We start from the raw sequence: 24,273 nt of genomic DNA on the forward strand, positions 1-24,273 counted from the left end.
CTTTTCTATCAATTGCTAGTTTTGAAACAAGGATCGTTTCTTATCTAGTAATTTACTTGGTTAGCTTGATGGGCATGGGGTCCCACCCACATTTTAACGAAAATATACACTAAGTGAATTTTATCATAAAACGAGACATCTTTTTTCTTCAAATAAAAAGATGTCTCGTTTTATTTGAACTGTTGAATACTTAATATGTATTCCACTATTCATAGCCCCAAACCGTACAACATAAAAATATTTCCAACTATTTATGTAGTTTCATTTTTTCAGAGGCAACTGTATAAGGGCTTTTCTTAGTGTAATTTCTCTTCGTCCATCGGCTATAAAAATCCATTTTTTCCCATAAGCATAACCTAACTTTTCATCTGGATCGGCAAAACAGAATGATTCTCCTGTATCTGGGTGACCAAAAGAAGGATATCTGCTTTCAAATCGGATGCTTAGTACTCTATTTTATAATCTATAGACTTAACAGAAAAAGTTTCCTCAAAACGATAAAAAACTTTGAACCTCTTGAGCAAATAGTTGTAATTCATCAGATACAGAAATAGACATACAAAAACGCCATCCTTTCTTATGATTCTACAAAAAGAATAGCGCATTTTTTCATTTTAGGGGAGAGTTTGTTGAAGTAGCCTAATAGCGATTGGTGGTACCCCTTATAGGATAATAGAAGTTTGCATTTTTAATTTTTTCACACTCTATTAACAAGGCAGTTATAGCATCCTGGTTTAGCGTTAAGAATGTGAATATATTCTACTTCTTTATTATCAAAAATTTCATCTATATTTTCTCTTAAATTTACACCTTCTGTAACCCTTGCTTCTACAATCATTGAGTCAGTATTGTAGCCGCGTACAGATAGATACCTATGATGTAACATACGCGGAATTTCATTTATATCTAGCTTAGCAGTAGTTGCTCCCTTTCGTATAAATATAGGACCACTTGCTTTATAAGGCGAATTAACACTATGATATTGGTAATTCAGTAAGATTACCTCTTCTCCTACCTCAGCATCCTTCAAACTTATCCTACAAGGATATCCAGGATTTTTATTTGCTATTATTTTGACTGCCCCGATACTTTTTAATACTTCTTCATTCATTAGAAATAGGTTATTAAACTCCTTCTCTTGTAACGCAACGATTTGAAAGTTATTTCTCATATTCTATCCCCCCTTAATTAGTTGTTATAAAGCATTTCACTAATGATGCTACCACTAAAGTTCATAAAACTTGTTCAATAATCTTGCCCGTTTGTTGAGGATTGAATTAAAAAGCTTACAATTCTAAAACAGAGAAAAAATGGCTTATTATTGTTCAATACAAAGTTGTTTACTTTTAATCAATCAGTAATGATTTATTGAAAAATACGATGAGTACAAAGCACTCTTATTAATTCATGCTATCTTTTGTTAAAGAACGTGAATTCAGTCAAGTTCTTGGTTTACGGTATTTCCACTATGGAAAGTACGGAATTGACTCGGTGAAAATCCTGTATTTCTTTTAAATGCATTATAAAAGCTAGATACACTTTGATAGCCTGTTTGATAACCAATCTCTGTACTATTAAAGACCGTTGTCAAGAGGAGTTCCTTTGCTTTCTTAACTCTGATCCTTTCTAAATATATTCGAGGAGTATACCCTGTTCTTTCTTTGAAAATCCGATTTAAATGAAAACGACTAACTCCTACCCTTGATGCAATTTCATTTAAAGACATGTTTTGAACATAATTATTTTTTATTAATCGCATAGTATCTTCCAAAACACATTCGAACGGGTCGTATATTTTTATATTTAGATCTGATCGGCATCTTTTGCATGGGCGATATCCTGACCTTTGAGCTTCTTGCGCATTTGAAAAAAAGGATACATTTTCATAATTAGGAACCTTAGACTTGCAAGAAGGCCGACAGAAAATTCCAGTTGTCTTGACTGCGTAAAAGAATATCCCGTCATACGCTGAATCACATGATACTGTTGCTTTCCACATGGTATCTCTGGAAAGGTTATTTTGATCCTTCATTAGATTTTAAACCTCCCTTGTAGGCGAAAATCTTATTACTCAAAATCATGTAACTCGCATATATAGCCACGACAATTAACGGAACAAATATATACAATTGAAAAAATGGAATCACCAGCAAACATAAAATGAAAGAGATTAACGATGCCCACCATGCCGGTGTGTTCTTCCTAAATAATTTAACGCCTGCTGCCATTGAAAGAACATAAACTAGAATCCCAAGAGAAGTCGGTATAAACAAAATATCATCAAACGTTAGTGACAAAGCTTTTGTCACTAACACACCTGCTACCGAAAAACAGATAACAAACAATACCATCTGTCTTGGAATTTGAGTAGTTGCATGCAGCCTTGAGAAAAATTTTGGGAAAGCACCATCTCTGCTTAATGAATATCCTAATTGCGTTAGGCTGGCTACAAAAGCATTCGCTGTCCCTGTACAAATAATTAAAGCTAAAACAGCTGTAACGACTTTGGCACCTCCGCCTACTGTATCTCCCATTATAACACCAATAGGAGACAGGTTACTTTCTTGATTGCCATACGTAGCCGTTCCAATAGTAACAAGGCTTAGCGCTAAAAATAATAATCCAATGACAACTGCACTAATAACTGCTCCTTTGACAATATCTTTTTCTGGTCTTTTAAAGTGCTCAGCCAAATTACAAATCGCCTCCCAACCGAAAAATGACCAAAAGATAACCGTTATAGCGTTCCCGACAGAAAACCATCCATTTGGAACAAAGGGAGTAAAATTTCCCCATTGTATTCTTGGAAACGCCACAAATACAGCTGACGCTAAAAGAATCAGTAATAAAGAACTTAAAATCAATGCAACTTTACCACTAACATTTACGCCGTAATAATTGGAAACACCTGCAATTACCAAAATAAAGACGGCAATTAAAATTGTTTCAAAACGCGAAAATCCAAATGCCTGACTGACGTAAAAAGCACCAGTTAAAGATACAATCGTTTGACCAACTGCTGCTGTTACAAAATAAAACCACCCAACGATATTGCCAAGATGATATCCAAAAGAATTTCTAACAAAGGTTGCTGCTCCACCGGAATCAGGATATATCCGTGCTAAACTAGCAAAGGAATAAGCAAGCGGAAAACTAATTATAATAACGATAAACCAGGATACAATAGATGCAGGGCCCGCTATTGAGGCCGTTACCCCCGATAAAAAAAGGACACCTGATCCTAGAATAGCTGAAATGTATAACGCAATTCCTTGAAATAATCCAATGGCTTTATTGTTCATGATCTCCCCCCTTTTATAGGATTTAGTGTACTAGTAAAAAGGGAGGAATTCTTCTTGTTTTTTGCGGTTTAATTCGTTTAATAAAGTGAAACTTTAATCAGTGGGGGTTTTTTCATCCCCCACTGATTATTAGCCCTCACCAATCGGACTTTAATGGGCAGTTAACAACTTGTCATGAAACCATAAAACGAACCGAAATTTTTCTTAAGAGTAGAAAATTCGGCTCGCTTTATGTTGGGATTTGCTTAGCATATATTTTCGTTAAAATGTGGGCGGGATTCCATTGCTATTAAGCTAAGAATTTAAGTGTACTATCATTTAAGGGAATACTTAAGATACAAATAAAATATCTTTTCCATGTCGTACTGTTTTATTAAAGTCTACCCCGAGTTGTAGCTAGTTCAATGCGACTGTAAATTCTGAGTTCGGTGCACCAGCAAATACAACCGTTCCGTTCTCTGGTAGTTTCACTTTGTTATTGCCGCTCACAACGGTAAAATTGACGCATACTCCATTCTCATCATACACCGCGAATGAACTTCCTGATGGCAACTCCACAGTCATCGTTTTCCCTGCTGCCTCTTGCGGAATCGTAAACCATTTGGCATGCCCATTTTTTTGCAGTGTAACTTTCGATAATTGACCTGTATCAAGGGATTTTACGTTAGATTCACTGACGTATAAAAAGCTGGACATCTCCATATATTCAGTACCATCCTCTGTATAGAAATGGGCTTCCTTTGTATCCCGCCCATTCATCACAGGAATCTGAATTTGATGCGTCGCCGTATTCGGACCTGTAATTTTTTTGCCGTCCCAATACCCATCCTTGATCGTAATTTGTGTGTTAAGAGGCATTAGTTGTCCTAGATAGTTCATAGAATTAAATTTTTCGTTAACGAGGTAGAACTTGCCACCCTCACGCTTCGCCCATGCAGTAGCTGTTTTCTTCGGTAACACATTGTTTTCTAATTTCTGGGCTAAATAGTGAGTCATCACATTTTGCCCCAATCCCGGTGATAATTCATATGTGCTCTCTCTCAAATAAACTTTTCCATTCTTCTCAGTGACAAAGTTAAGCCTGGAAGTACCCTTCTCATTTATAAAGCTTCCATCCGCCGTATATACATATTTTTCTTCCGGTTTAGTTGGTAAAAACAGTTCTCCCTTCTTCGTAATTTCTATTTTGAAATGGCTGTAGCTATTTCCATAAAATCCTGCTTTTTTTACCACGTCTTGGGGCACTTTAGCCTTGACTGGCTTGCCGAAGGATTTATCTGGTTTTATCTCCTTAATTGTCCCTTTTTCTTTAAGCCTAGCTAGCAGTAATTTGTTTGCCAACAGTTGATTTGTCATGCTGGAACCGCCGGAGGACAATACAGCTGCTGCCATCTTCTGTTCTGGAAGCACGACCAATGTAGCATGTTGCAGTATCGTATCCCCACCCTTAGTCAACGCTTTTATCCCATATTCACTGAATGGGTATAGTTTCACACTATCCCAGCCAAGACCATAGTTGAACACATTTCCGCTATCTCCCGGCCACATTCCTTTTTTATATTCTTCTTGTTCCATCGCCTTGACTGCTTTATTAGAGAGAATTTCTTTTCCCTGTCCCATAAATATTTGTGAGAATCGCACCACATCTTCTGCAGTAGAAGAGATTCCTCCCGTACCAATCACATTCACCATTTCACTTGGAAGCTGTCCCTGGTATGTCGGAGAATACAGTCCAGCCCGCTTTTCGTCTTCCCATTTGTCTTGCGATGTTATCGTATGATTCAGTTTTAATGGCTCTGTAAACTTTTGATGTAGAAATTCAGTAAAACTCATACCACTGACTCTTTCTACCAAGATCTCAGCCATTGTAAAACCGTCATTACAGTATACTGAGAACGCACCAGGGTCTGCCTTCAAGTTTTGGTTGGACAATTGTTGCAACAAGATATCATGAGCATAAGCATCATTATCTTTAAATAAAAATGCATTATTGAACGTCGAACCTTGCAAACCCGAGGAGTGATTCAACAGCATACGCGGTGTAATACGCTTATATCGTTTATCTTTCATTTTGAAATCAGGAATATAGCGGGCAACAGGAGCATCCAAATCAACTTTTCCTTCGTCTACTAGTTTCATAACAGCCGCAGCCGTATATACTTTACTGGTTGAGCCAATTCCGTATAGAGTATCTTTGGTTAGTGGCTCTTTCCCTTCTATGTCGTTCTTACCTGTCTGCCCCGACAAAATAAGTTTACCATTATCAATTAGCGCATACTGTACGCTAGTCGTCTCATAGGACTTCGTGAGCAGTGCAGCGTTCTCTGCAGCAATCTTCTCCAAATCCTTGCTAGCAACTTCTTGGTTAGCTACAACCGCCGTCTTACTGCTAGAAGACGCTATCGCTCCTGTTGGTAGGCTCATCGTTAGAGCTAAGGTAGCGGCTAACACCCCATATAATTTATTTTCCATAAGAAAAATTCCTCCTTAGATAAATGATCGATTTCATCTTTTATTTGTTCAATTACAAACATCACATAAACTACTATCCCGCCTTTATCCCTACCGTCTAAATTCAACAAGTAAAATACTTTTAAAAAGACCAGGATTCTCGGCTCTACTCATACTGTTCAAATTGACGATCAACATATGCCTACCTCCATGTATCCCTCCAGCAAAAGTATCAAATCCTGAAATACCACCTGTATGTCCCCATATCGGGACACCGTTAGGAAGTTAAATTTCATAGATTCCTAGACCATATCCATTGATTCTTCCCTTTCCTGCAGGAACTGTAGCGAGTATTTGTTTTATTTGCTGTTCTTTCAGTAATTTGCCACTAAGCAAATAAGAAAAAATTGTTTAAGTCGTTACACTTCCAATACGAAAGTAAAAATCTGTTTTTATCGATTTCTTAGTTCTTATATCCGCTACACCAGCTGCATATCCCCACGTTTCTGTACTCCGGGAAGTTTTAGCAATTATCCCGGGGTATCCAAGTTGCAATGTATCTCATGGAAGTACGATCTCATTGAGTACTTATTTGTAATGAACTAAGTATATTTTGAGTGGAACCTGTTTTTATAATTTTGGTTAGTATTAGGTATAATAAAGAAGTTTCGGCAATGAAAAATCCCAAATCTGCAAATGGAAGTTAACTATATATTTTCATAAGACGCTCTTCCCCTCTATTGATATAGTATGAGCGGCTGTATATTCTTTCTTACTAACTACACAGAGATCATCTTCATATTGTTTGTGTTTACAAGCACCATTCTGTCATAACCAAGGATAACTCCTCTCTTTTTCACACGTATGTTAGTACCATAAATTACTTTTTCATTTAGAATGATCTTATTACTAGTTTGTTTTTCGTATAAATATCTCCTATTTCCCCCCCCTGTTTTACGCTTCTCTATATTTGTATCCTATACAATAAAAATTTCTTTTTCCTTATCCATTTCTTACAATTTCCTTACGTTCAAATCACTTCTATGATTAGGTAGGTTTTATTTTAAATCTCCAGGATAATAAGTGCATATATAATCCCACGATTTCATAGAAGATGGATTAATAACCTTTCATGCACATCTCTGATATTCCCTTAGATTCCACCCTCAACCTTTGCCACAGTTCCAACCGGCATCAGCACTTCTTCACATTCTTATAAGTGGAAGTCATTATTTCATATTCACCATTGTAAAAAGATAAAACGAGAACGATTGGAATGCCATTTGTATGGGCAATTGATTGCCATTCTACTTTGTTCTTCTACTATGTTTCAAATGCGGCAATTACTGCTTATGAAAAAGAAACGAGAACTGAAACATCCCCTAATATAATTGACGTTGTATGAGCTTACCTTGATAGCGATGGAGTACCGTCAGTATTTCGGAAAAAAACACGCTAAGAGTATATAAGATTTTATACAGTTTTTCGGTTAATCCAATAACAGACAAGAAACCTAAAATCATAGCAGGATAGGAAAGTATAAAGTGAACCTTTAATCAGTGGAGGTTTTGTTCATCCCCCACTGATTATTAGTTGAAGCAATCGGGCTTTTACGGGCAGTTGATCTCCCACCTAACTTCTTTGCTTTCGCTGAATTTTGAGGTGGGGGTCTTACTGCCCGTTAAATGCGGGATAAAAAATGCATAGATCCATAGAACAAAAAAGACGATTCCCTTGTGAAATTAGGGAATCGTCTTTTTCTTCGCTACCGAAAACAAGAATTATGTAAATAAGCTGCCCATATGGACAGCTTATTGGATTTCTTCAAATATACGATATTTTATTTGTCGATATTTTTTCAATCTTCATTATTAATTTCTATTGTACCTGTTCTAGCACTAACTTTTAAACTATTTAACAGATTATCAGGTGTTTTGATTTCCACTTCATATTCAAATGTAGATTGTGCTAATTTGTCATCTTCTAATTCGAATTCTTTTTTCACATTCATAATTTCTCCATTTGTATGAGCTAAAGCAATTTCACGAACTTGTTTCTCTGTGTAGTTTTCGTTCTTTTTGGCATAATTGTAACCCATACCATAATATCCACCAACAATCGCAATACCACTTACTAAAATAGCAATTACACTTATTATTATTTTCTTTTTATGTTTTAACATTTTCATCCACTCCTTCATGATTAATCATCTATTCCAAATCTTGCTTCAAGCGCATTTTCTGCTTGCTCTAATTGATCTTCCAGTATATCGTATTCTTTTTCTTGCGCTTTATATTGTTCAATCGTTATCGTTCCAGCGTGATAATCTGCTTCTAGCTGATTATCGGATAAATCTATCTTGTCATCCAATTGATCAATTTCTTTTTTCGTTGCTAAGTACGTATTTAAGTTTTCTTCTTTTGCTCCAACTGGTTTCGTGTTATTTGCCTTTTCAACGATAGCTGCGACTTCGTTTTTGAAATCTTGTATTTGCTTCGTATCATTGGCAGCAGCTTGTGTTTTGATTGGTTCTTGTTGTAATTGAGAACTTTCTTTTTGCAATGTATCATTTTTCACTTTCTGTTGTTGTACTTCTGTATTGTTATCAGCTTGAGTAGAACAAGCTGTTAAGAATAAACAAGACATTACTCCAATTAACATCCACTTTTTCATTCTGTTTTCCTCCCTTTACAAGTGCACCTTATCCTTGCCTTTATATTACTGAACAAACATTAAAGGAAGATTAATGTACAAAAAAATAAAGTGAAGACTTTTACGGGTAGCCCGACTCCCCCTAACTCCCTCGCATTCGCCGAATTTTGAAGGAGGAGTCTTACTGCCCGTTAATACTGGATAAAATGATATAATTAAATCGTTTCTAATCTTTCTTTAATGTTTTGGAATTATAGTGATACATATAAATAAGAAAAAAAGGAGAATGTTAATGCGAGTTCTTATTGTCGAAGATGAACAAGACTTACAAAATATATTAGTAAAACGATTAAATGCAGAACATTATAGTGTCGACGCATGTGGGGATGGAGAAGATGCCTTGGATTATATAAACATGGCTACCTACGATTTGATTGTGCTTGACATTATGATTCCCGGAATAAATGGTTTGCAAGTATTACAAAAATTACGCGCAGACAATAACACAACTCCTGTCTTGCTTCTTACAGCTAAAGATACAATTGACGATCGCGTAACAGGACTCGACTTAGGTGCGGACGATTATTTAGTAAAACCATTTGCTTTTGACGAACTGTTAGCAAGAATTCGCGTGTTAATGCGAAGAAATACAGGAAACACATCTAATGTGTTTGAAATCGCTGACCTAGTGGTAGATTGTAATATGCATAAAGTAACAAGAGGAGACCAGGTTATCACTCTTTCCAGTAAAGAATTTGCTATTTTAGAATATATGATTCGTAATAAAGAAGTTGTGCTGACACGAGATAAAATTGAGCAACATGTGTGGAATTACGACTATGAAGGTGGCTCGAATATTATTGATGTTTACGTCCGCTATCTTCGTAAAAAAATTGATAGCCAGTTTGAAACGAAGTTAATTCATACAGTACGAGGAACTGGTTACGTATTGCGAGTAGAATCATGAAAAGACTATCAATAAAAATGAGAGTAACCCTGTGGTATACAGGGCTAATTGTAATTATTATGGCACTCGTGTTAGCTTTTATTTTAACTTCTTCAGATAAAGTTTTGCTTTTTAATATGAAAGATCAATTGAAGAGCACAGTAAAAGAAAGCATAGAAGATATTGAATATAAGCATGGACAATTAAAGATGGACGATGATTTTGAACCTTTAGAAGATGGAGTAAATATCATCATTTATAATAAACAAGGTGAGCTGCTGGCAGGTAATAGTCCAACAAGCTTTAATAAAAATATATCGCTGAAATCCGATGAAATACAAACCATTAAAGACGGTAATAAAGAATGGATTGTATATGATTTTCTCCATAATACAGGCGGCGATGAGCCAGTCTGGATTCGTGGAATAATGACTATGAGCCAATTATCGTCAACGATGAATACGCTTATCGTCATAACACTCATCTCATTCCCATTACTTATTCTCATTGCGGCAGTGGGAGGATATTTTATTACGCAAAGAGCGTTTCGACCTGTGCAACAAATGAGTGATTCAGCCAGTAAAATTAGTGATGGTAAAGACCTTTCAAAGAGAATTCATTTACAAGGTTCACCGAAGGACGAAATGTATCATTTAGCACAAACCTTTGACAAAATGTTTGAGCGATTGGAGACATCGTTCGAAAGTGAAAAACAATTTACATCTGACGCATCTCATGAATTAAGAACACCAACATCTGTTATTATTTCACAATGTGAATACGCTTTATCACAGAGGAATAACCCGAAAGAAATGGAAGAATCGTTAGAAGTCATTTTAAAGCAATCACGTAAAATGTCCGCGCTACTATCCCAACTCTTATTGTTAGCAAGAGTTGACCAAGGAAACCATAATACTTTCCAATTTGAATGCATCAATATGAGTGAATTAACGGAAATCGTTGTAGAAGAGCTTTCATTAATGGATCAAGAAGCATCGATTGATATCACAACTCATATAGAGGAAAACCTGTTTATAAAAGCAGATCAAACATTGATGATGCGTTTATTAATGAATTTACTAACGAATGCGATTGCTTATAGCAAAGCGAACGGCACTGTGCATATGCAACTGTCCCGTGATGGAAATAACATAATAGGTAAAGTCTCCGATAATGGCATTGGCATCAGCGAGCAACATATTACGAAAATATGGGACCGATTCTATCGAGTTGACGCAGCACGAACATCTTCAAGCGCCGGAAACACAGGGTTAGGATTGTCGATGGTAAAATGGATTATCGAACTACACGGAGGAGAAATTACGGTTGAAAGTAAATTAGGAGAAGGCAGTACATTTACTTTTAAACTACCAATTGAAAAACGAGCATAATATATGAATGTTTGTAGCTCCAAGGTAAAGATTCTTCCATCCTTATATAAAAGTAACCGTTGCATTTTGTTCTGTTAAGTTCATATGCATATGGAAAAATATCGAAATAAAACCCCAGAAATCCAAAGGTCTCTGGGGCTTCATTATATATTTAGCTCTTTTTGCTTTTTGTTTTGTTTATGTCGATGCAGCAATTTTCGGCTTATGAGAGAAATCAGTAATAAGATCAGTACTAGTGCGAAAAGTTGCATGTATGATAAATTAAAATATTTAGCACCTGTGACAAGTAAAAGTGTAGAAATCGTACCTTTTACAATAAAAAAAATAATAATCCATAATCCGCCTTTTTTCCAGTTCATTTTTATATTCCCTTTCCTACGTTTTAATTCTTAAATGGGACACTTATTAGCAATCTATTATATGAATAAAAAAGTCATGTCTAAATTAAATGCGACGTTTCCATAATAAATGAAAATGATATTCAATGTCAATTTTATTGACTATTTGAATACCTGTTTCTTATAAGCAATGAACTTTTGTTGTCAAACTAAAAAACACCTCCATTGAATTTACATACTTTGTATGTGACTTCAAGAGGTGTTTTTTCTTAATACTGCAGCTATTTTCTAGTACACAATAACTGGATCATACGTGTTCAAACTATCATACACAGTTTTTGCAACATTAGGCAGAAGGTTTACACACCCGCCTGATCCTCCTGTTAAGTAAGCATTATTTCCCCAGTCTTTTCGCCAACCGGCATCATGGAATCCTTGACCACTATTTGTGAATGGAACCCAATAATCTACTTTCACTGCATAATCAGCTTTCCCTACTGCACTTCCTCTTAGTGTGTATGGCGTTCGTTTATATAGAACATACCACACACCTGGAGATGTATCTTCACCCGTGCTATGTTTACCCGTAACTACATTTGTTGTGACAACTAATTTCCCATCTTTATAAATCCAAATTTGCTGATCTGCAATGGAAACTTCTGCATATGTGTCTCCGATACCATTATTCGATGTTGTTTTATAACCAATCCCTTCCTTCTCCCAACCATTCCCGTGAATATTAGAAGCAGAAAGTGATTTTTCGCCTTTCTCAAAGGCTTGTTGAACTTGTTTTGTTTCTTTTTCCACATCTAGTGCCCAGCCGTATCCTTGTCCCTTTACTGAAATAACCGAGCCAGAATGTGTTTTAAAAGCGAAGTCTTTATGTAATGTAGATTTAGCCTTATTAATTTCAGCAACCTTATTCTTAATGTCGCTCGCATCGATTGTTACTTTCATATCCTTTGACATAGTAGCATTTTGAATTAAATCTTTTGCTTTTAATGCATACACTTCATCCTGCACTTTATAATCAACAGACTGCGTAAGAAGATTTTGTAATGCTTTCTCTTCTTTTTTGATGATTGGATCATCTTCTTTAATAGGTTGTATGTATGCAGACTTTAAATGAATTTCGCTTTTATGCTTCTGCTTATCGTAATCTTTTAGTAGATTCGTAACGTCATATTGTTTCCCATCAACGCTCTTCGAAATAACAACTTTTCCTTGTTCAAGCTTCGCCATAGCATCTTGAGGCGCTTTTAATTTTTCATTCATTGAAACGAGCTTTTCTTCTACAAGCTTTTTCATCGTTTCACTACGATACTGATCTACTTCTTTCGGTAGCAATGAATAATCTTTTTCCTTTGCGGAAGGGAAAAATGTCCACTGGCTTTTTAATAATTTCTTAACTTGTGGCATATCTTTTTCCGTCAGTTCCGTTTTTGTATCTTGTTCATCTAAAATTTCTTGTTGATCAATATAGACTTTATTCGCTAGCCCAGACGTCTTTAATTTCTGTATTGCCTGATCAGCGCTCAAACCACCAACATTCGTATCGTTAATTGTAACATTTGAATTGAAGTGAGTTGCTTGATAATAACTCAATCCCCCAATAAGAAGTGCAATTACACCGCCACCCGCAGCGATTAGCTTCCAATTTGTAAAACGTTTTTTTGATCTTACCCGTTTTTTCTCAACTTCTTCAACAGATCCATTTACTGAATTATTGTTCATCAATCTTTCCCCCGTATACATAAACGTCAATTGATTTTAAACCAAAACCATTGATTAGTGTACCTTATTTTCCCTGAAATTTCATTGTTTTTTCCAGATTTCATCACATTTAATCTATTAAAGTTAGATTTTTTAATAGAAAGATATATAAAGATGTTAAATAAAGCGAAAAAGGACCTCATCAATCGAGTTATTACGTGCCTCCGCATTTCCCAAATCTTGAAGGGTCATATTTAACTTAGTAAAATAATTTCCAAAAGGTTTAAGTGAAAGACAAGCAACATAGAATGCCTCCTATTTATGAAAAATATCCACAAAAAAGGTTCTACATGTAGACTCTTTTTTGTGAATATTTTAATGTTGCATATTTTATTAATTTAAATGCGAACTATGCTTCCTGCTTTTCACCAATTTTCACAACCACTACTATCGGCCTAACTAATTTCACCTTATGATCTTTATCATCAACAATTCCATGTTTCTTTAAAACTATTATATATGTTTATACCACGCTTTGTTGATGCGCTTAATCTTTATAGGTGTTGAATTGTTATACTCATTCTTTTGTGTAATCCTATTATTAGAACATCCTGCAATAGTGAGACAGCATGTAGCCAATAAAACTACTACTATTAATTTCTTCAAATAGCCACTCCTATATAAGGGAAATATTATATTGAGAAAATCAAATATAACATTGAATCTTTGTAAAAACAATATATTTCCTAGTATTATTATTCATTGGCGGATTAATGGATACCTTAAGGTACATGAATCCGCGTAGAACTTCATGCTCATCAAATCAATGTCCAATTTCCATTTTATCCGATTTTCAATGTTTATTCCAATATAAAGAAATAGCTATTTTTGTTGAAAACTAAATATCTCCCAAAATGAAAAATAAGAACTGAATTCCTATAACTAAACATACACTTGGAAAAGTTATACGTTTCTCATTGTAAGTATATTCGTTACTATTAATCTCTTTCTCTTCTCACCTATTTTAGACAGAGCTGGAGTAGAATATGTTGTGCCTTTCGCCTACTTCATATTAGCTTCCGCTGTTATAGCGATCCTTTTAGCAGTCATCTCTTTTTGTAGCCGAGCTGAGAAGAAAATGTTAGCCATTATCGGTTTATGTTTTACTCTATTTAACACAGCGATCATTTTATTTTTCCTTTGGTTTGGTTACCATTTCACTTAAGTGAAATACAAATAAACTCCATAAGCCACAAATGAAACTAGTAAAATAGAAATGCCGAGTACCGTGTATATAATCCATTGTAAGTTTGAACTCATATACGCCCTCCTCTCACCTTCTAACAATTCCATTATATAACAAAAAAGCATTGGATACCCAATGCTTTTCACACTTACGCAAATAAAGACGTATTCGCATATAAAGCTGGTGAACCACCTGAATGTACGAATAAAATGTTGTCTTCTTTATTAAATGTACCTTTTTTAATTAAGTCGATTAGTCCCGCTACCGCTTTACCTGTATACACTGGATCCAGTAAAATACCTTCTGTTTTCGCAAGTAATTGAACTGCTTCCACCATTTCCGGCGTTGGTAACGCGTAACCTGGTCCTACATATTCATCAAAGCATGTAACAGCTTCACGCGGGATAAAGTTCGGAATACCAACGTGAGCTGAAGTTTCCTCTACAAGTTTTGCTACTTTCTCTTCTTGTTCTGCTTTTCCTCTACTTACGTTGATTCCGATTACAGGAATGTTACTTTGTGTTCCAGCAAAACCAGTAATTAAACCAGCGTGCATACCAGCGCTACCACTTACGCAAACAACTGAACTGAAATCAATTCCTTGATCGAATGATTGCGCCATAATTTCTTGCGCACAAGCAACGTATCCCATTGCACCAGTAGGATTTGATCCACCAACTGGTATTACATATGGTGTATTACCTTTTTCACTAACTTCTTTCGCGACTTTATGCATCTCTTCCATAAGATCTGCTCCGTTTGGTACAACAATTACATTTTCAGCACCTAGTAAATGATATAAGAAATAATTTCCGTTAAAGTCTCGCTTCTCTTCTGGCTCGAGCCCTTCTTCTAATACAAGAATACATTTCATTTTTTCTTTTACCGCAGCTGCCAGTGTTAAGCGGCAATGATTGGACTGAATACCACCAGCTGTAATTAACGTATCCGCACCTTTTGCCTGTGCATCCGCAACTAGAAACTCTAACTTTCTCGTCTTATTACCGCCAGCTGTTAAACCAAGTAAATCATCTCGTTTAAAATAAATAGTTGGCCCACCAAGTGCCTCAGAAAAATTGTTTAATTTTTCAATTGGTGTATATGACTCTGTATATTTTTTTCTCGGAAATTTAGCTAAATTCATGAATAACGCTCCTTTTGTACTTCTTTCACAATGTATGTAACGATACTATTATTACATGTAAAAATGATGAAGTCATCTTTCTGGTGGAAAAATGTATTGGAATTCGGTTTTGGTGAATGGAATTGTATTAAAGATTTTAGCTTCAATACGGTACATGAAATTTATATCGACGATTTTTCAAATATATCGTTCATAACTTGAAATATATCAACGATTTTTTCAATATATCGATGATTCGACATAACATATCGACTTACCGACAAAAAACGACATCATAAAAAGACCCACTCATTAAAAAGTGGGTCCTCTCCAATCACTTATTTTCCGAAAATCGAAGAAGCTGTGTTAATCCTGGTTCTAAATTCATTTCGCCTTTATGGCGTACGTATACAATTTTGTTTCCATCAAATTTTGGAGGATTTCCTGGATTATACGTATTCCACTCACTCGTTCCTTCTACAGAGTACTCCATATACTCCGTTGCACCGACGATTACATTTTTACTATCATCTGCCGTTACATTTGGTGCCATTTGTGCGACTTTCGCATCACTAATTAATAATTTTTTGATTTCCTTATCACGCTTGTAATCATAAGCTGTCACCATTACATCGCTACCGTATGCTTTCACTTGTAGCCCTTGTTTAAATGAATAACCATCAGGAGCAGTCTTCTCTCCGCCATTTGGTCCAGCCGACATCCAGCCCGTTTCAATCCCACCCGTATTTACAACAGTAAATCCTTTTTTATCTCCGCCTGCAATTTTCTTTTTACCAGCCCAGTCTGGTAAGTTTAAATCCCAATGCGTGTGACTCGTGAAGAAAACAACTTGCGGATAGTCTTTTAATATATCGTACAACTTATCGACGTTTAAATAATCTTGTAAGTACGGTGATTGTCTCGATCCAGATACTGTATCAGGTAAAACGTGATGAGAGAAAATGAAGATCGGCTTATTTTTATCTTTTTGACTATATTCTTCTAAATTTTGTTGTAACCAACCTAGTTGCTCATCACTCATAAATACTTCATCCCACATTTTTGAATCGTGGTATTTCATATATTTTTCAGTTCCTAAAAATAAAAGCGGATAACCGTCTAATTCTTTTTTATGGTATACCTTTTCTTGTCCACTAAATTGTAAGTAGCGGTTAAATAGCGTTTCCTCCGTTACACCATTTGGCCATGTACTTTGAGAGAGCTTCCCATCAGCTGTCCATTTACCAGCATAAAACTCATGATTCCCCACAGTTGACCATACATTTTCCGGATGCTTATTTTTGTTTAGCACACGCTTTACATCATCATATTGTGACTGCTGTCCAGTTGGCGTTATATCTCCATTCATAATAAGCGCTCTAGAAAGTGGTGTCACTTTGTTCATATCTTTTAATACGTGATCAAAATCCCCTAAATCCCCTTGAATATCACTAATTACGTTAAAAGTTGTAGCTGATTTTCGAACTTGCTCTTTCCCTTCCGCATGTGCTGAAAACGTCGGCAATAATGCTGTCATAACTGCTAACGAAGCAACTGTCTTTTTCATACAAATTCTCCCCCTAATAAATAATTGTACAAACTGACATGTTCTGCTTTCTCTTAGGTGCTTGTCCACTTCACATTATAGGGAGGGATTGTAAAGATAGATGACGTTAAAAGTTAATTGTTTTTTAAGAGATTTTGTCGTTTTTTGCAAACCACAATTAGCGATTCACGCCAATCTAGCTTTCTAGCCTTTAACATTACATACATGTAAATTTTGATGTTAAATCTTTTCGTTTCATACGTTGTTTTTTATTACTTCTAATTTTCGGGAAAAATCCACTAATTAATAATGTTATAATCCATACCATTATTAAAATAAAATTTATTGTATTACCGGAATTCAAGCTGAAAACTCTCCACAAATAGGCAGCACAAAAAACGAGGATAGCGGTACTAATAAGTAAAAATGTCCTAACTACTAATCCGATGTAGGATCTCTTCTCTTGCTTAAAAATGAAGGTTCTTCTACCTTTGTACAATCTAATCATAAATAGCAGCAAATATACACTGAGTATGGCTCCAATAACAATTGATGTAATGAAATTACTTTTTCTCTGCTCAGCTAGAGAGAAGTAACTTTCAGGTAATTTTCCCGTTTCATATTCAATCCATGCGTGGTAAATATCCTGTCGTAAGTCTATACCACCTTCACCATTTGTAAGGATTACCAATCCATCCTTTGTATTAGGAATGAAACCGTAAAAAGAATGCCAGCCTCGATTGTCACCAGAATGATAAAGTAATTTCCATTGATTAGATAGTTTTTTTTCAAATATACCTAAACCATTCTCCCCTAATACTGGCTTTTGCATTTCCGTAACACGTTCACTTTTGATGACACCATTCCCTTTAATATTTGCATCCATGCTTGCAAGTATCAATGTCATCATATCCGTAACATTTGTCTTAAGACCTGCAGCAGCCTGTTCGGTAAATTGGTAACTAGGGAGCTCCTCTCCAAAATATCCATAAGCTTTCGAAAGGTTATGGTTTTCAGGACGTTGTAAGAATGAACTAGATTTCATTCCTAAAGGTTTCATAATTTGTTCTTCCATATAACGATCAAACGGTATTCCGGTAACCTCTTCCATTACAAGTTGTAAAATTGTATATCCGCCACCAGAGTAAATTGTTTCTGAACCTGGTTTATTGGTAACCTCCACTGGTTCATTAAGCCATCCTTTTCCAGACAGAGATTCCTCAATAGAGTCAAGATGTTTCCCTGGTGCAACCCCGAGGTATCCTTTATGTGCAGACAGCCCTGCTGTATGGCTTAACAATCTTCTTATTGTGACTTCATTATTATGAAACTCTGAATTAGATAATTTCCATTTGGTCAGATATTTTTCAACGGGATCATCTAGTGATAAACGTCCTTCATCTACAAGATGCAAGATTCCCCACGCTGTAAGGCTTTTAGATATGGAACCAGCTTGAAATAATGTATCATCATTCACCGCTTTTTTTGTCTTTTTATCTACATAACCGTAGTTTAGTGTATAAGCAATACGCCCCTCATGTACAATCCCTATTGCAACCCCTGGCACCTCATAATTCCCCTGCCATTTTGGTACCTGTTCATCCAGCTTTTTTTTGAAATCCTCTATACTCCTATCAGTCAACGTACCCGATTCTGCCCTCACCACATTTGTAAACAATGCTTCATTTGTAATGAATATACAAATGATGAAACATAACATACTTTTGCATATTATCGATGCTTTTTGTCTATTCTTCATTTGCTCTACCCCTTTTTTCAGAATATTCTATCCGATAATCAGAGTATCCTATTCACATATCTAGTTCTATCTATTTTTATTACTTAACCTTACAAATTTGTAATAAAAATCAAAGTTCTACATACTTAGGGGGTTTTACTGCTCTTTATTCGAGGGCAAGAAATTTAATACAAAAAAGACACAGAGATTTCTCCCCATGCCTACTAATCCTCTACTTCTTCACCGCATGCACATAATGCACTGTCTCAAAAGCTTTTAAATAATCGTTTCGTCCTTCAAAATATAATGTATGAATATCCTCTGGTGATAAGTGCTCATAAATGAGTAAGCCTGCCTTCTCTAACAGTGCTTCCATTTCAGTGTAAGAAAAACATGATTTCATCGGTTCTCCACCTACTGTAGCCATTTTCACCATATTTTCCACTCGATTGGACAATCCTTTTTCCGTAAATAAGTTTTCATCCGGATAATCGAATACGATAGAGCTTCCCTCTGGAACCATCGCAAATAGACATTCTATTAAACTAGAAAGTTCTTCTTTCGTTAAATAGTACGTAACACCTAATAGACTAAAGAAAGTCTTTTTATTTTCAAATCCTTCATTCCGTAACTGTTCACTGGAAAATCCTTTCGTGAAATCCATCGAAATAAAATGAAGGTTGTTTGGAGTTTCAAGTTCTGCGTCTTTTATTCTCTCCCTCTTAAACTTTTGTGTAGAAGGATGATCCACTTCAAATATTTCTATTTCATTCTCTAATTCTCGATGTCTGAAACTGAACGTATCTAAGCCTGCACCGAGTATGACGTATTGTTTTGCTCCTAATGTAATCTCATGTAGTAATACTCTTTCACAATATGCCGCGCGTGCCAAAGGTGTTGGTGATAATTGAACTTGTGTAATCCATTTTAATATTTCTTGTGGATTGTCTTGAAACTTCTCTGCAATGTCTGTATTAAAAAAATGTATTCCTTGAACCATGTTCATTTCAATTTCGTTACGTTCTTTTTTTGAAATGAAATCTTTAGCTACATAATCATCAAAGATTTTAGGACGATCAAATTCACTATGATACGCCCTGCCGAAAGCTGATACTAGAGACGTTACACTTGATTCACCTTTTTTCACGCACATACACTCCTTCATTTTCACAACAAAAATAGGGTTCCCCTGGCCAGGAGAACCCTATTATACACTTTATTTTTATATTGGTAAATTATAGCATAAATAAGTTTTTTTGTCAAGTTTTCAGCCTACTACTACTCCGACACTTTGTATATTCTCTAGCAGGAAAACCGTAATTATATACACAAGTTTTCAAATTATTTACTCATTCTTTTTTGAGCAGTATTAGTATCTTGAGATACTGGTATATGTTCGGTAGCTCTAGATAAACCTGTTTTTGGCATATTAACATAAATTGCTTCAGAAGCACCTTTTCCGATTTGATACGTTTCGTGAAAAACACCGACACTCCCATTATCTTTAATCTTATTATTGTATGATCTCCAAGCATTTGAATGATTTTTTCCGTGAGCATAGTTTACTAATTCATCGAATCCCTTCCAGTATTGAATTAAGACCACCTTTCTCCAACTAAAGAAGAATTCTGTATGTAAGAAACCCCATTGTGGGTTTTGATACAATTCTTTAATCATAGGCCCCATAGCATTAAAAACTGGTATCCACTTCCAAAATTTTAATAGATTATTAATACGCATACCAATAATAAAAACAACAAATTCTTGATCCTTACTATTAGCTATATGCCTGCCGTTAAAAATTTTAGTTCCCACTTTAATCCCCCTTTTTTACTGAACATAAATCATGCGCTGCTTCCAAATAAACCATAACACTTTTCCATTAATTTTCCAATCAATTCAACATAGATTATGAAAGGCTGTATTTAATAATAAAAGGTATATGTTTTTACCTTTTTATTATTAATATTTGTTTTAAATCTCCTTTTCACCAGGAACGTTTTCATAATATATTTCAGTAACGATAGCATTACTGCCTTCTTTCTAAAAAGAATATTTTTTCGTAAAACTTTCAACCTATTGCTACTCAGTCACTTTGCATATCCCCCAGCAGGAAAATTGTCGATTCACACCGAATACCCCAAATGATAACAATACATATGGAGGACAATATGAAACGATTAGTGATCATTACCGTAGGAAAAACACACAGCGGAAAAACTACATTTGCTAAAGAACTAGAAAATGAGTTACCCCACTCTTTCGTTATGGATCAAGATAACCAAGCTAAATTTATTAATACGCATTATGAAAAGTTACAACCGGCTGAAGGCGCTAATACATTTAAACACGGTCTTTCGAAATTCATTGTTGATTATGCAAAAGAACATACGAATTTACACCTTATTATTTGCAACTCAAATAGAAGCCGAAACGGCCGGATGTATTTGCTAAATGAATTGTTTCAGAAAGAGGAATATGTACGTATACTCGTTCATTTTGACATTCCAGATGATGTCCTTTATGAAAGAGTAGCTCGAAGCACGCGAAGTACCAATATTTTTAGAGGTGGTTATTCTAATTTCAAAGAAGTACTCGATCGACAACAGTCTGAATCACTTCACGAAGATGTAGTAGACCCTATAGAAAACGAGGCTGATTATTTGTTTGTCATTCGTAATAGTAAAGATGTAAACTCTACTATAACAGAAATTGTTCATCTAGCTAAATTTTTGTCCCCTACTCCAAAATAAGAGAATTTTATACTTACATAATGATAGATTATTATGCAAATACTTCCTCTAGACATCCTACATGGTATATAATGATAAAATAATCTACTTCTATATGCTCATTTTTACACAAGGCAGCTCATGCATATGAAAGAAAAGAGGTACAAAAATATGAAAACAAAACAAACAATCGCTGCGTCTACATTAGCTTTAGCAATGATTGCTGGCGCAAATTCTGCTCATGCGGAAGTAACTGATGCTACTCCTCAGCAAAGTACAGGAGATCGATTAGCTGAAATTAAGCAACATAGACAAGAGTTAGATGCGAAATTACAGCAGCACAAAGAAAACGCGGATCAAAAGTTGAATGAACTTAACCAAGTTAAGGAAAATGTTGATACGAAAGTTAATGAACTACATGAGCGTAAACAAGTTGCTGATGAAAAAATTAACGAAATAAAACAACGTAAAGAAGAGTTAGATGCAAAACTTCAGCAAGACAAACAAATCGCCGAAGATAAAATCGCTGAAATTAAAGAGCATAAAAAGCAAGTAGAAGATAAAGTTGCTGAAGTGAAAGAACATAAGCAAAATATCGATAACAAAGTGAATGAGATTAAAGAACATAAACAAACTGTCGATGAAAAAGTGAATGAAATGAAGCAACATAAAGAGAACATCGATCAAAAGGTTAATGAACTTAAGGAAGTTAAAAAACAAGTAGATGACAAATTAGCTGAGTTAAAGAAAGCGAAACAAACTGCTGAGGACAAACTTGCTGAGTTAAAAGAAAATAAGCCGCATACTGGGAACACGCTAGAGGAACTTAAGAAAATTAAAGGTAATTTAGATAGTCTTTCCGCTAACTTAGAACTAGCGAAACAAGATGTAAAAAACAAACTAGCTGAATTACAAAAAGCTAGAGAAGATTTACTGAATAAAATTAACGAAATGAAACAAGCGAAACAAACTGTTTCTGATGATTTAACAAAGAAAAAACAAGATTTAGATATTAAAATTAACGACTTTAAACATACTGAGAAAAAAATTGAGGACAAATTAGCTGAGGTACATACTACGAAGCAAAATGTAGATAACAAAATCAATGAAGTATCTCAATCGAAACAAACTGAAACAAACACTGGTACTACAAACGCAAACAATAACGCTAGAGAACTTCCTAACGCTGGTAGTGAGCAATCAAACAATATGGCTTTAGGTATGTTATCTGTCTTAGGCGGGGTTTTATTAGTAACTCGAAATAAAATTAAAACGTTATTCTCAAAATAAAGCAATTATACTTATTAAAAACAATTATACAAAGGCCAACCGCATGTACGGTTGGCCTTTTTCTTTATATTAACTGTCCATCTCGAAGCGTCAATATACGATCACATACATCAAGCATTCTTTCATCATGTGTAATCATAATGGCTGCTTTTTGACTTTCTTTCACTTCACGTTTCATCATTTCCACAACTTCACGTGCGCGTTTTGAGTCTAAGCTTGCCGTTGGTTCATCCGCTAATATTAAATCAGGGTTGTTCATGAACGCACGCGCGATTGCTACCCTTTGCTTTTCTCCACCAGATAGTTGATTTGGATAATGATTTTTTCTTTCTCCTAATCCAAATGCTGCTAATAAATGATCCGCACGCTTTTCTGATTCTTGTTTGTTTTCTTTTTTAAGCTTTGCAATGTAAAGCAATTGTTCTTTTACATTTAAATATGGAACGAGATTTGCGAACTGGAAAATGAAGCCGATTTTTTTCAAACGAATGTCTGTCATTTCCTTTTCTGATAGCTTCGTAATATTTTGCTCACGAATGTAAATATCCCCTTTTGACGGTGATAATAAAGCACCCGCGATTGATAATAATGTACTTTTCCCTGATCCAGAAGGACCAACGATGCCGATAAACTCTCCAGCTTTCACATCAAGCGACATCGGATGAAGGGCTATTACTTCCGTATTCCCTTCTCCGTACACTTTACTTACTTTGTCTAATTTTAATAATGAAGTCATTACATCCCGCCTCCAATTGCTTCTAGCGCATCAACTTTTAATACTTGATATAACGAAATAAGTGTTCCTAAAATACTAATAACGATAAAGATTGCTGCATATTGTGCAATCATCGGTGTTGTTAATAAGAACGGCATACCTACTGGTAAAATTTGTTCTAATCCTTGTACAAGAACAATACTGATTACCATCGCAACGACTGATAAGAATAACGCCTGTATGACTAAACTATTTGCTAAATAAGAGTTCTTCGTACCAATTGCTTTTAATACGCCTAATTGCTGTGTTTTTTGCAATGTAATGACGTAGAAGAATACACCAATTAATAACGCAGCGATAACTAATAAGAATGCAATGATCATCGTTAATGTCCCTTGCTCTTCTTTAAATCCTGGAATACTTTGCAGTACTTCTTTTTTGTCAATTACGTGTGCATTTTTAATCTCTTTATCTGTGTTAAGTGCAATTGCACTATAATCTTTTTGGTTTGGTTGTGAAATAGCGCTCCATACGTCTTCATTTACATAAACGACTGGTGTATGGCTAAACATTTGATCTTTCGTAAATCCAACGATTGTAAATTCTTTCTTTGAAACAGGATCAATAATTGTATCTCCAATATCAATTCCTTTTTCTTTAATTGATTCGTCAGCAACCATTTCGTTATTTGCTGTGCCTAATTTCTCACCTTTTACAATGTTCGGCTCTAAAAATGAATCGCGCTCACTTGAGAAAATAGCAACATCAACCTTTTTCGAACTATCTTTCTTTTCATACGTTGAAACTTTTACATGAAACGGAACAGCCTCTTTCTCGCCTACTTGATTTACTACGTTATCAACATCTTCTTTCTTAATTTGTGAACGAAGTAATTTATTTTCCGCATCATCCGCTAGTACAAATTTATTTGCCTCCATATTTTGAATCGATGAAGCATTATCATAAGATAGTCCATTTGCTAATCCTGAAATCACAAGGACTAAAAATGATAATAACACCATAATCAGTCCGATTAATCCGTATCGTAATTTTGATTGTTTTAATTCACGCAGAGCTAAAAACATTTCGC

Annotated in this window: 20 protein-coding genes and 3 pseudogenes; 6 read left to right on the plus strand and 17 right to left on the minus strand. The window is 35.2% G+C overall.

The genetic code is table 11. The annotated features are described in order from the left end of the window. Positions 1-697 precede the first annotated feature (697 nt). From AC3WVA_RS28365 to AC3WVA_RS28390, 6 genes and pseudogenes are all read right to left on the minus strand, one after another. Positions 698-1,171 carry a DUF1203 domain-containing protein gene (locus AC3WVA_RS28365; RefSeq protein WP_098880592.1) on the minus strand — a complete coding sequence of 158 codons (474 nt, stop codon included), beginning with the start codon at positions 1,169-1,171 and terminating at the stop codon, positions 698-700. Between the two features lie 264 nt (positions 1,172-1,435). Further along, complete coding sequence (locus tag AC3WVA_RS28370; RefSeq protein ID WP_098880593.1) at positions 1,436-2,032, minus strand: bifunctional transcriptional activator/DNA repair enzyme AdaA; 597 nt, start codon at positions 2,030-2,032, stop codon at positions 1,436-1,438. Continuing rightward, a complete protein-coding gene (locus AC3WVA_RS28375) occupies positions 2,016-3,302 on the minus strand; it encodes an APC family permease (protein WP_098880594.1) in 1,287 nt (428 codons plus the stop codon). Before AC3WVA_RS28375 ends, AC3WVA_RS28370 begins: the two co-directional genes overlap by 17 nt. Positions 3,303-3,698: 396 nt before the next feature. Further along, positions 3,699-5,774: a serine hydrolase domain-containing protein gene (locus AC3WVA_RS28380; protein WP_341013459.1), complete on the minus strand. Its 2,076-nt coding sequence runs from the start codon at positions 5,772-5,774 to the stop codon at positions 3,699-3,701. Positions 5,775-5,864: 90 nt separating this feature from the next. Further along, a pseudogene (locus tag AC3WVA_RS28385) lies at positions 5,865-6,158 on the minus strand (serine hydrolase domain-containing protein); the annotation flags it as partial. Between the two features lie 12 nt (positions 6,159-6,170). After that, positions 6,171-6,441, minus strand: a pseudogene (locus AC3WVA_RS28390) (serine hydrolase domain-containing protein); the annotation flags it as partial. A 532-nt stretch (positions 6,442-6,973) separates the two neighbouring features. Between AC3WVA_RS28390 and AC3WVA_RS28395 the strand changes: the two are divergent. Further along, a pseudogene (locus tag AC3WVA_RS28395) lies at positions 6,974-7,126 on the plus strand (IS4 family transposase); the annotation flags it as partial. Between the two features lie 485 nt (positions 7,127-7,611). On the opposite strand, the gene AC3WVA_RS28400 reads toward AC3WVA_RS28395, so the two are convergent. Both AC3WVA_RS28400 and AC3WVA_RS28405 read right to left on the minus strand, forming a co-directional pair. Further along, positions 7,612-7,935: a PepSY domain-containing protein gene (locus AC3WVA_RS28400; RefSeq protein WP_048525361.1), complete on the minus strand. Its 324-nt coding sequence runs from the start codon at positions 7,933-7,935 to the stop codon at positions 7,612-7,614. A gap of 20 nt (positions 7,936-7,955) precedes the next feature. Then, a complete protein-coding gene (locus AC3WVA_RS28405; RefSeq protein WP_492322407.1) occupies positions 7,956-8,426 on the minus strand; it encodes a hypothetical protein in 471 nt (156 codons plus the stop codon). A 271-nt stretch (positions 8,427-8,697) separates the two neighbouring features. Between AC3WVA_RS28405 and AC3WVA_RS28410 the strand changes: the two genes are divergently transcribed. After that, positions 8,698-9,372, plus strand: coding sequence for a response regulator transcription factor (locus AC3WVA_RS28410; RefSeq protein WP_048525357.1), 675 nt, complete (start codon positions 8,698-8,700; stop codon positions 9,370-9,372). Beyond that, entirely contained in the window at positions 9,369-10,742 is a 1,374-nt protein-coding gene (locus AC3WVA_RS28415) for a sensor histidine kinase (protein WP_098881473.1), read from the plus strand. The genes AC3WVA_RS28410 and AC3WVA_RS28415 overlap by 4 nt, the downstream gene beginning before the upstream one ends. A gap of 143 nt (positions 10,743-10,885) precedes the next feature. Here AC3WVA_RS28415 and AC3WVA_RS28420 read toward each other — a convergent pair whose 3' ends face one another. Then, positions 10,886-11,101 (minus strand): hypothetical protein, encoded by a 216-nt coding sequence (locus AC3WVA_RS28420; protein WP_048525353.1) that lies wholly within the window; start codon positions 11,099-11,101, stop codon positions 10,886-10,888. Between the two features lie 267 nt (positions 11,102-11,368). Continuing rightward, positions 11,369-12,814, minus strand: a complete 1,446-nt coding sequence (locus tag AC3WVA_RS28425; protein ID WP_098881472.1) for a L,D-transpeptidase family protein — start codon at positions 12,812-12,814, stop codon at positions 11,369-11,371. 955 nt (positions 12,815-13,769) lie between these two features. Between AC3WVA_RS28425 and AC3WVA_RS28430 the strand changes: the two genes are divergently transcribed. Next, on the plus strand, positions 13,770-14,018 hold the full coding sequence (locus tag AC3WVA_RS28430; RefSeq protein WP_098347138.1) for a hypothetical protein: 249 nt from the start codon (positions 13,770-13,772) through the stop codon (positions 14,016-14,018). Between the two features lie 169 nt (positions 14,019-14,187). Here AC3WVA_RS28430 and cuyA read toward each other — a convergent pair whose 3' ends face one another. From cuyA to AC3WVA_RS28455, 5 genes are all read right to left on the minus strand, one after another. Further along, the gene (gene cuyA / locus AC3WVA_RS28435; protein WP_098347139.1) at positions 14,188-15,183 is read right to left on the minus strand and encodes a D-cysteate sulfo-lyase; all 996 of its coding nucleotides are present in this window, start codon (positions 15,181-15,183) and stop codon (positions 14,188-14,190) included. A 313-nt stretch (positions 15,184-15,496) separates the two neighbouring features. Continuing rightward, the gene (locus tag AC3WVA_RS28440) at positions 15,497-16,729 is read right to left on the minus strand and encodes a DUF4073 domain-containing protein (protein WP_341013458.1); all 1,233 of its coding nucleotides are present in this window, start codon (positions 16,727-16,729) and stop codon (positions 15,497-15,499) included. A gap of 196 nt (positions 16,730-16,925) precedes the next feature. After that, positions 16,926-18,467: a serine hydrolase domain-containing protein gene (locus AC3WVA_RS28445; RefSeq protein WP_341013457.1), complete on the minus strand. Its 1,542-nt coding sequence runs from the start codon at positions 18,465-18,467 to the stop codon at positions 16,926-16,928. A 211-nt stretch (positions 18,468-18,678) separates the two neighbouring features. Beyond that, positions 18,679-19,593 (minus strand): SAM-dependent methyltransferase, encoded by a 915-nt coding sequence (locus AC3WVA_RS28450; protein ID WP_142342062.1) that lies wholly within the window; start codon positions 19,591-19,593, stop codon positions 18,679-18,681. 194 nt (positions 19,594-19,787) lie between these two features. Beyond that, positions 19,788-20,261: a DUF4188 domain-containing protein gene (locus AC3WVA_RS28455; protein WP_098881468.1), complete on the minus strand. Its 474-nt coding sequence runs from the start codon at positions 20,259-20,261 to the stop codon at positions 19,788-19,790. A 356-nt stretch (positions 20,262-20,617) separates the two neighbouring features. Between AC3WVA_RS28455 and AC3WVA_RS28460 the strand changes: the two genes are divergently transcribed. Both AC3WVA_RS28460 and AC3WVA_RS28465 read left to right on the plus strand, forming a co-directional pair. Further along, the gene (locus tag AC3WVA_RS28460) at positions 20,618-21,199 is read left to right on the plus strand and encodes an ATP-binding protein (protein WP_195756772.1); all 582 of its coding nucleotides are present in this window, start codon (positions 20,618-20,620) and stop codon (positions 21,197-21,199) included. A gap of 150 nt (positions 21,200-21,349) precedes the next feature. After that, a complete protein-coding gene (locus AC3WVA_RS28465) occupies positions 21,350-22,468 on the plus strand; it encodes an LPXTG cell wall anchor domain-containing protein (protein ID WP_098347145.1) in 1,119 nt (372 codons plus the stop codon). Positions 22,469-22,532: 64 nt separating this feature from the next. On the opposite strand, the gene AC3WVA_RS28470 is transcribed toward AC3WVA_RS28465, so the two are convergent. Then, entirely contained in the window at positions 22,533-23,204 is a 672-nt protein-coding gene (locus AC3WVA_RS28470) for an ABC transporter ATP-binding protein (RefSeq protein ID WP_098881466.1), read from the minus strand. Further along, positions 23,204-24,268, minus strand: a complete 1,065-nt coding sequence (locus tag AC3WVA_RS28475; protein ID WP_048525328.1) for an ABC transporter permease — start codon at positions 24,266-24,268, stop codon at positions 23,204-23,206. The genes AC3WVA_RS28470 and AC3WVA_RS28475 overlap by 1 nt, the downstream gene beginning before the upstream one ends. Between the last annotated feature and the right edge of the window lie 5 nt (positions 24,269-24,273).

The sequence above is a fragment of the Bacillus sp. EB106-04-02-XG92 genome, from assembly GCF_058791995.1.